This window comes from Corynebacterium hylobatis, from assembly GCF_003955685.1.
Classification (GTDB): domain Bacteria; phylum Actinomycetota; class Actinomycetes; order Mycobacteriales; family Mycobacteriaceae; genus Corynebacterium; species Corynebacterium hylobatis.
Genome location: NZ_RXHJ01000016.1, coordinates 87,765 through 94,572 on the forward strand (window position 1 = coordinate 87,765; position 6,808 = coordinate 94,572).

A 6,808-nucleotide genomic window follows, 5' to 3' on the forward strand; every position below is an offset into this window, starting at 1 on the left:
ACAATGGGCGACACCGCCATCACCACGAACAACCTGACGAAGACCTTCGGTTCCACCCGCGCCCTGGACGAATTCAACATCACCGTCCCCGTCGGCGAGGTCCGCGGCTTCCTCGGCCCCAACGGCTCCGGTAAATCCACCGCCATCCGGGTGCTGCTGGGCATGCTGCGCGCCACCTCCGGTTCCGCCGAGGTGCTGGGTATGGACCCGTGGCGGGACTCCGTCGCCCTGCACCACCGTCTCGCCTATGTCGCCGGGGACACCAACCTGTGGCCCAGCCTCACCGGAGGCGAAGCCATCGACCTGCTCACCCGACACCAACGCTCGGAGGCACAACGCCGCCGCCGGGCGGAACTCATCGACCGTTTCGAACTGGATCCCACGAAGAAGGCGCGCACCTACTCGAAAGGCAACCGGCAGAAGGTCGCGCTGGTCGCCGCGCTCTCCCTCGACGTCGACCTCTACCTGCTCGATGAACCCACCTCCGGTCTGGACCCGCTCATGGAGTCGATCTTCACCCAGGAGGTCCGGCAGCTGCGCGACCAGGGCCGTACGGTCCTGTTGTCGAGCCACATCCTCGGGGAGGTGGAGAAACTCTGCGATTCGGTGACCATCATCCGGGCGGGCCGGGACGTTGAACACGGCACGCTCGCCGAACTGCGCCACCTCACCCGCTCCGCGGTGGCCGGCACCGTCACCGGCGATCCGGCGCGCCTGACACAGATGCCGGGTGTTCATGACCTCACGGTCGATGGCGGCCGGGTGCGTTTCCAGGTCGAGGACCGCAACATCGATGACGTGCTGCGGGTTCTTCCGGAGCTGGGGGTACAGAACCTGACGATCACTCCCCCATCTCTGGAGGACCTCTTCCTGCGGCACTACGGGAAGGTGGAACAGTGACCTCCCGGCTCGCCGGCACGGGGCAGCTGCTGCGCCTGTATCTCCGGCTGGACCGCTTTCGCCTGAGCGTGTGGATCCTGGCGATCCTCGTCGTGGTCTGGGCCTCCGTTGACTCGCTCCAGAACACCCTCAGTGACCCGGAGTCACTGCAGGCCCGCGCGATCCTGGGAGCCAACCCGGCCTCCATCATGATGACCGGCCCGCTGTTCACGGAGAACTACAACTTCGGCACTATGGTGGCCAACGAGCTCTCCCTGTGGCTGCTGCTGCCCACCGCGATCATGGCCGTGCTCTTCACCGTCCGGCACACCCGGACGGATGAGGAGTCCGGCCGGCTGGAGATGCTGCGTGCGCTCCCTCACGGCCGGTTGGCGGCCACTGCGGCAACCACGGTGCTGGTGCTCCTGGCCAGCACCGCCCTGGGCGCGGCGACAACCGTCGGCCTGCTCATCCCCGGGATGGTGGTGGCCGATTCGGTGGCCTTCGGTCTGGCGGTGGCTGTCACCGGTCTGGTATTCGGCGCGGCCACGGCGGTGGCGGCACAGCTGACCAGCAGCGCCGGCACGGCGACGGGGTTGGGCATGTCCGCGATCGTGCTGGCTTTCCTCATCCGTGGGGTGGGTGATGTCATCGACCATGAAGGCTCGTGGCTGTCCTGGTTTTCGCCTTTCGCCTGGGCACAGCAGACACGCCTGTACAGCGACCTACGCTGGTGGCCGCTGTTGATCTCCCTGGCGGTGGCGGTGGGACTGACCGTCGTGGCCCTGCGCCTGGCGGGCAACCGGGACCTGGGCGCGGGTATCGGCACCGACCGGCCCGGTCCCGCGGAGGCTGCGGCGCGGCTGCTGTCCCCCGAGGGGCTGGCCTACCGCATGGAGACCCCCAAGTACCTCCTCTGGGGTGTGGGACTGCTCTTCTTCGCGGTGGCTTTCGGCAGCCTCGCCTCCGAGCTGGAGGGCGTCCTGGATGATGTACCCGCCCTCAACGAGTGGGTCGAGATCGACCTGTCCGACCTGACCACCTCCTTCGGCTCCCTGGTGCTCAGCTACCTCAGCCTCGGGCCTGCGGTACTGCTGGTGACATCGGTGCTCCGTCTGCGCCGGGAGGAACGCGAGGGCCGACTCACGGCCCTGCTGCTCGGTGGCTTCTCCCGCCCCCGGGTACTCGCCGGCTGGTTCGCGGTGGCAGCCGTGGAGGCGGTGCTGCTGATGGTCGTCCTCGGTGCCGGTCTCGGCCTCGGGATGGTGCTCGGTTCCGGCGGGGGCGGCTGGATCGGTGAGATGGCGCTCGCCTCCCTGGCCTACGTCCCCACCGTGCTGCTCTACGGTGCGATCAGTGCACTGCTGCTGGGCTGGCTACCCCGCCTGGCCACATTGAGCTGGCTGGTGGTCACCTGGTCAGCCCTGGTGCTCTTCCTAGGCCAGCTGCTCCGCCTGCCGGACTGGGCCATGGGTCTCTCGCCACTGCGGCACGCCCCCCTGGTGCCGGAGGCCGAACCCGACCCGGCACCGCTGGCCGTCATGGCCGCACTCACGGTGGCCTTCCTGGCGCTCGGACTGCTCGGTCTCCGACGCCGTGACATCGCCGAAGGCTGAAAAAGGGAAAGCCCCTCCGAAGAGGGGCTGATCCTGCTGGCGGAGACTACTTCTTTGCGTTCTTGGGCGCCAGCTTGAGCGTCTTCTGGGAGTAGTCCCAGAGCTCGTCGAAGAGCTTGGCGTCGTCGCCCAGCTTCTTGCCGTAGGACGGGATCATCTCGTAGATCTTGGGACCCCAGTCGATCATGCGCTCACCGAAGCAACGCTCAAGCAGCTCGAGCATTGCGGCCGAGGCGACGGAGGCGCCCGGGGAGGCACCCAGCAGGCCGGCGATGGAGCCGTCGCTGCTGTTGATCAGGGTGGTGCCGAACTCCAGGGAACCGAAACGCGGGGCGGCGGTCGGCTTGATCACCTGGACGCGCTGACCGGCGACGACGGTCTCCCAGTCCTCGGCCTTCGCGGAGGGGACGTAGTCGCGCAGGTCGACGAGACGCTTCTCGAAGTCCTTGGCCACCTCGGAGATCAGGTACTTGGTCAGGGCGAACTCCTGGACGGCGACACCCAGGTAGGACGGGATGTTGTCCGGGCGGATCGACTTGAACAGGTCGAGGTAGGAACCCTCCTTGAGGAACTTCGGGGTCCAGCCGCCGTAGGGACCGAAGAGCAGGCCCTTCTTGCCGTCGATGACGCGGGTGTCCAGGTGCGGGACGGACATCGGCGGGGCACCGACCTTGGCCTTGCCGTAGACCTTGGCGTCGTGCTTCTCGATGAGCTCCTGGTTGGTGGAACGCAGCCACAGGCCGGAGACCGGGAAACCGGCGTAGCCGTTGACCTCGGGGACACCGGCCTTGCGCAGCAGGTCGAGTGCGTAGCCGCCGGCACCGACGAAGACGAACTTGGCCTTGACCACGGAGGTGTCACCGGTGTGGACGTTCTTGATGGTGACCTTCCAGGAGGAGCCCTGCTTCTTGAGGTCCTTGACCTCGTGGCCGTAGCGGACCTCGGTGCCGGAGGCCTCGGCGGCGGTGAGGAACTGTCGGGTCAGGGCGCCGAAGTTGACGTCGGTGCCCAGGTCGGTGCCGGAGTAGGCGACCTTCTCCTTGTCGAAGTCACGGCCCTCGGCCATGACCGGCAGACGCTCGGCGAATTTGGCGTCGTCATCGACGAACTCCATGCCCGGGAAGAGGATGTTGTCCTTGAGTGCCTCGTGGCGGCGGCGCAGGTAGTCCACCTGCTCATCACCCTGGGCGAAGGCCAGGTGCGGGACCGGGGCGATCCAGTCGCTCGGGTCATCCAGCACACCGTTGTCGACCTGGTGGGACCAGAACTGACGGGAGACCTGGAACTTCTCGTTGATGTCGACCGCCTTGGACAGGTCGATCTTGCCGTTCTTCTCCGGCGTGTAGTTCAGCTCGCAGAGTGCCGAGTGTCCGGTTCCGGCGTTGTTCCACGGGGAGGAGGACTCCAGAGCGGGTCCGTCGAGCCGCTCGAAGATCATCTGGGACCAGCTGGGCTCCAGTTCACGGATCATGGCACCCAGGGTGGCGCTCATGACACCCGCGCCGACGAGGACGACATCGACCTCGTCAGTGACCTTGGCAGCATTCGTTTTGTCAGTGGACACCTTGCATTACCTCATTCGTCGTCGAAGGTTGTGGCCCTCACCGGGCGGCGGCTGACTTCCCGGCGGGCGGGACAATATCGGGTGCGGCCTCTCCGTCCTCGGCGGGAATCCGCTCCCCTTGTCCGGCAACCAGACAGCTTACGCCCTGGCCATGCTGGGGGTGGGAAGAAGGTCCGTATTTAGTGAACTTACCGACACTCCACCCTCCCCCCGCACACTGCCCCCGGCCGGTCCTAGACTGGGACGCATGACCGTAGCTGACATCTCCGACTGGTACGAGGACCTCCTGGGCCCGGACTTCCACGCCCGCGACATCAACCTGGGGCCCGACCCCGAGGGTGAGGGGGACATCGTGGCGACGTTGGTGCGGTACGGGGAGCCGGCGGCGTCGAGAAGCGCTGTCCTGTGGGTGCACGGGATGACCGACTACTTCTTCCACGAACACGTCGCCCGCGCCCTCGATGAGGCGGGTTATGCCTTCTACGCGCTGGACCTGCGTAAATGCGGGCGTTCCTGTCAGGAGGGCCAGCGCTGGCACTACAGCACTGACTTCCGTCACTATTTCGCCGAGCTGACCGTCGCCCTGGACCTGGTCACGGCGGAGCACCCGGATGTCATCCCCATCGCGCACTCCACCGCCGGGATGATCGTCCCCCTGTGGGCGGCGCACCTCGCCCGCAATGACTCCGCCCGGCACGCGAAACTCGGCGGGCTGATCCTCAACTCCCCCTGGCTGGACATGATGTACCCGAAGCCGCTGGTGAGGGTGCTCCGGCCCGTCGTCAACATCCTGGGTCGTGTGGCACCGGGTGTGGAGATCCCCGGCGGCAACCTCGGCGCCTACGGCATGTCGATCCACCGCGACCACCACGGCGACTGGGACTTCGACGTCACCTTCAAACCGGTGCGCGGCCACCGGAAGTACCTCGGCTGGCTGCGTGAGGTACTGCGGTCCCAGGCCCGCATCCACCGGGATGAGATCGACGTGGGTGTGCCGGTACTGACCCTGTGCTCCGCAGGGTCCCAGTTGGGCAGGCCGTACTCCGATGAGAGCACCGGGGTGGACACCGTCCTGGACACGAGGCAGATCCAGCGGTGCGCCCCGCAGCTGGGCGAGGATGTGACGGTGCATCCGGTCGAGGGCGCGCTGCATGATGTGTTCCTCTCGAAGCCGGGACCGCTGGCGGAAGCACTGGGCACGACCATCGACTGGTTGAGGCGCAGGTAGACTCTCCGGTTGACCCCATCCATCATCCGTCGAGCCGAGGAGCCTACCCACCCATGACTGCTGACCTGAAGGTTGACCAGCACTATGACCTGATCATCATCGGCACCGGTTCCGGCAACTCCATCCCCGGTCCGGAATTCGATGACCTCTCGATCGCCATCGTGGAAAAGGGCACCTTCGGCGGCACCTGCCTCAACGTCGGCTGCATCCCGACGAAGATGTTCGTCCACGCCGCCGACACGGCGCTGGCCACACGGCAGGCCGGGAGGCTGGGACTGAGCGCGCAGACCTACCACGTGGACTGGCCGGGCGTCGTCTCCCGCGTCTTCGACCAGCGCATCGACCTGATCGCCGAGGGCGGCGAGGCCTACCGCCGTGGCCCGGAGACCCCGAACATCGATGTCTACGACCAGCACGCCAGCTTCGTGGGCGAGCGCACCATCCGCACCGGTGAGCACGTCATCTCCGGTGACCGTGTCATCATCGCCGCCGGTTCCCGCCCGATGATCCCCGAGGCCATCACCGAATCCGGTGTGCATTTCCACACCAACGAGGACATCATGCGTCTGCCGCAGCAGCCGCAGTCGATCATCATCGTCGGTGGCGGTTTCATCGCCATGGAGTTCGCGCACGTCTTCGACGCCCTGGGCACCAAGGTGCACATCATCAGCCGTTCCGCCCTCATGCGGCTTATCGACGCCGACCTCGGCTCCCGCATCAACGACCTCGCAGTCAAGCGTTACGACGTCCGCGTCGGCCGCACCGTCGCCGATGCTGTGCAGAGCCACGACGGCATCACCGTCACGCTTGACGACGGCGGCTCCATCACCGCCGACGTCCTCCTCGTCGCCACGGGCCGCATCCCCAATGGCGATCAGATGGACCTCGACCGCGGCGGCATCGAGATGACTGACGACGGCCGCGTCAGCGTCGACGAGTACGGCCGCTCCACCTCCGCCGAGGGTGTGTGGGCACTCGGCGACGTCTCCTCCCCCTTCATGCTCAAACATGTGGCCAACGCTGAGATGCGAGCCGTACGCCACAACCTGCTGCACCCCGACGACCTGCAGAAGATGCCGCACGAGCACATCCCCTCCGCAGTGTTCACCAACCCGCAGATAGCCACGGTGGGTCTCACCGAGCGTGAGGCCCGCACGGCAGGCCACAACATCACGGTGAAGATCCAGAAGTACGGCGACGTCGCCTACGGCTGGGCGATGGAGGACACCACCGGTATCGTCAAGCTCATCGCCGACAAGGACACCGGCAAGCTGCTCGGCGCCCACTACCTCGGCCCCCAGGCCTCGACCCTGATCCAGCAGATGATCACCGTCATGGCCTTCGATCTCGATGTCCGCGAGGTGGCCACCAAGCAGTACTGGATCCACCCGGCCCTGCCCGAGGTCACCGAGAACGCTCTCCTGGGTCTCGAGTTCTGACGCTTCTCAGCTCCTATGGTCACCGTTTCCTGATAAATGGAAATGGTGCCCATTTTCATTAAATAAATACCCCCTGAACTGC

5 protein-coding genes are annotated in these 6,808 nt (G+C 66.3%); 4 read left to right on the forward strand and 1 reads right to left on the reverse strand.

Annotation, left to right across the window (positions count from 1 at the left end; translation table 11 throughout):
- The first annotated feature begins 3 nt into the window (after nucleotides 1-3).
- Both EAH68_RS11865 and EAH68_RS11870 read left to right on the forward strand, forming a co-directional pair.
- Nucleotides 4-900: an ABC transporter ATP-binding protein gene (locus EAH68_RS11865; protein ID WP_126121555.1), complete on the forward strand. Its 897-nt coding sequence runs from the start codon at nucleotides 4-6 to the stop codon at nucleotides 898-900.
- Nucleotides 897-2,495: an ABC transporter permease gene (locus EAH68_RS11870; protein ID WP_126121556.1), complete on the forward strand. Its 1,599-nt coding sequence runs from the start codon at nucleotides 897-899 to the stop codon at nucleotides 2,493-2,495. The genes EAH68_RS11865 and EAH68_RS11870 overlap by 4 nt, the downstream gene beginning before the upstream one ends.
- A gap of 46 nt (nucleotides 2,496-2,541) precedes the next feature.
- Here the strand turns inward: EAH68_RS11870 and mqo are convergent, their stop codons facing one another.
- Entirely contained in the window at nucleotides 2,542-4,059 is a 1,518-nt protein-coding gene (gene mqo / locus EAH68_RS11875) for a malate dehydrogenase (quinone) (protein WP_126121557.1), read from the reverse strand.
- Between the two features lie 247 nt (nucleotides 4,060-4,306).
- Between mqo and EAH68_RS11880 the strand changes: the two genes are divergently transcribed.
- Together EAH68_RS11880 and mtr are read left to right on the forward strand one after the other, a co-directional pair.
- Nucleotides 4,307-5,287 carry an alpha/beta hydrolase gene (locus tag EAH68_RS11880; protein WP_126121558.1) on the forward strand — a complete coding sequence of 327 codons (981 nt, stop codon included), beginning with the start codon at nucleotides 4,307-4,309 and terminating at the stop codon, nucleotides 5,285-5,287.
- 53 nt (nucleotides 5,288-5,340) lie between these two features.
- Nucleotides 5,341-6,726, forward strand: a complete 1,386-nt coding sequence (gene mtr, locus EAH68_RS11885) for a mycothione reductase (protein WP_126121559.1) — start codon at nucleotides 5,341-5,343, stop codon at nucleotides 6,724-6,726.
- Nucleotides 6,727-6,808: the final 82 nt, after the last annotated feature.

Coding starts and splice junctions, on each gene's coding strand:
- EAH68_RS11865 (WP_126121555.1), top strand. CDS start 4: ATGGGCGACACCGCCATCACCACGAACAACCTGACGAAGACCTTCGGT.
- EAH68_RS11880 (WP_126121558.1), top strand. CDS start 4,307: ATGACCGTAGCTGACATCTCCGACTGGTACGAGGACCTCCTGGGCCCG.
- mtr (WP_126121559.1), top strand. CDS start 5,341: ATGACTGCTGACCTGAAGGTTGACCAGCACTATGACCTGATCATCATC.